The following is a 1787-nucleotide window of genomic DNA, read 5'->3' as shown; positions in this document are numbered from 1 at the left end:
CTGTACGGCCCGTACGAGTGCGAGTTCAACCAGAAGATCGACGTCTCGATCAACCCGAAATTCCCCGGTTACGTCGACGTGGCCTTCGGCAAGAAGCTGTTCACGATGAAGCCGGTGTCGTCGTCGACGGGTGCGCTGCGCCTGGAAGACGTCAAGGGCGTCACGCTGCTGCTGCAGATCGCCAACAAGTCGATGCTGATGGACACCAAGGCCGGCCAGCGCCTGGTCGACAACTGCGTGCACGAGAAGCAACGCGCTGCCGCTGCGGCCGCCGGCAAGTAAACGCCGACGGTCTCCGGAGATCGAGCCAGCGCCCTGCCCCCGTTTTTTCGTTCCCTGTGCCTCGGGTCGCGACGACGACCGGTGGCCGGCGCCTGGCAGATCCGCGCAATGCGGCTGCAGGGCTTTCCCTTTCCTGACCGTCATTGCCCCCCGGAGAACCGCATGCTTCAAGCCTATCGCCAACATGTCGCCGAACGCGCCGCCCTCGGCATTCCGCCGCTGCCGTTGTCGGCCGCGCAGACCGCCGAACTGATCGAGCTGCTGAAGGCGCCGCCGGCCGGTGAAGGCGCCAACCTGGTCCACCTGCTGACGCACCGCGTGCCCGCGGGCGTGGACGATGCGGCCAAGGTGAAGGCCTCGTACCTGGCGGCGGTGGCGCATGGCACCGAAACGAATTCGCTGATTTCCCGCGAACTGGCGACCGAGCTGCTGGGCACGATGCTCGGCGGCTACAACATCAGCCCGCTGATCGACCTGCTTGATGACGCCGCGGTCGGCGCCGTCGCCGCCAAGGGCCTGAAGGGCACCTTGCTGATGTTCGACCAGTTCCACGACGTGAAGACCAAGGCCGACAAGGGCAACGACCACGCCCGCGCGGTGCTGCAGAGCTGGGCCGATGCCGAGTGGTTCACGTCGCGCCCGGAAGTGCCGGCCTCGATCACCGTCAGCATCTTCAAGGTCGGCGGCGAGACCAACACCGACGACCTGTCGCCGGCGCCCGACGCGTGGAGCCGCCCCGACATCCCTCTGCATGCGCTGGCGATGCTGAAGAACGCACGCCCCGGCATCACGCCCGAGGAAGACGGCAAGCGCGGCCCGATCAAGTTCATCGAGGACCTGCGCGCCAAGGGCMACCTKGTGGCSTATGTGGGCGACGTGGTCGGCACCGGCTCCAGCCGCAAGTCGGCGACCAACTCGGTGCTGTGGTTCACCGGCGAAGACATTCCCTACGTGCCGAACAAGCGCTTCGGCGGCGTGTGCCTGGGCAACAAGATCGCCCCGATCTTCTACAACACGATGGAAGACGCCGGCGCGCTGCCGATCGAGCTCGACGTGAGCCAGATGGCGATGGGCGACGTGGTCGAGCTGCGCCCGTATGAAGGCAAGGCGCTGAAGAACGGCCAGGTGATCTCCGAGTTCAAGGTCAAGAGCGACGTGCTGTTCGACGAGGTGCGTGCCGGCGGCCGCATCCCGCTGATCGTCGGCCGCGGGCTGACCGCGAAGGCGCGCGAGGCGCTGGGCCTGGCCCCGTCGACGCTGTTCCGCCTGCCGCAGAGCCCGGTCGACACGAAGAAGGGCTACTCGCTGGCGCAGAAGATGGTCGGCAAGGCCTGCGGCCTGCCGGTGGTCAACGGCCAGCAGCAGGGCGTGCGCCCGGGCACGTACTGCGAACCGCGCATGACCAGCGTCGGCTCGCAGGACACGACCGGCCCGATGACGCGCGACGAGCTGAAGGACCTGGCCTGCCTGGGCTTCAGCGCCGACCTGGTGATGCAGAGCTTCTG

At 67.3% G+C, this 1787-nt stretch carries 2 pseudogenes; both read left to right on the top strand.

What is annotated here, in order from left to right:
* Positions 1-282: pseudogene (locus AC1D12_RS32490) on the top strand (hypothetical protein); the annotation flags it as partial.
* Positions 283-444: 162 nt separating this feature from the next.
* A pseudogene (locus AC1D12_RS32485) lies at positions 445-1787 on the top strand (bifunctional aconitate hydratase 2/2-methylisocitrate dehydratase); the annotation flags it as partial.

Source organism: Rhizobacter sp. P1_G5 (genome assembly GCF_056405435.1).
Note: the sequence above shows the minus strand (reverse complement) of the source record. Positions and strands in the feature narration are given on the sequence as shown.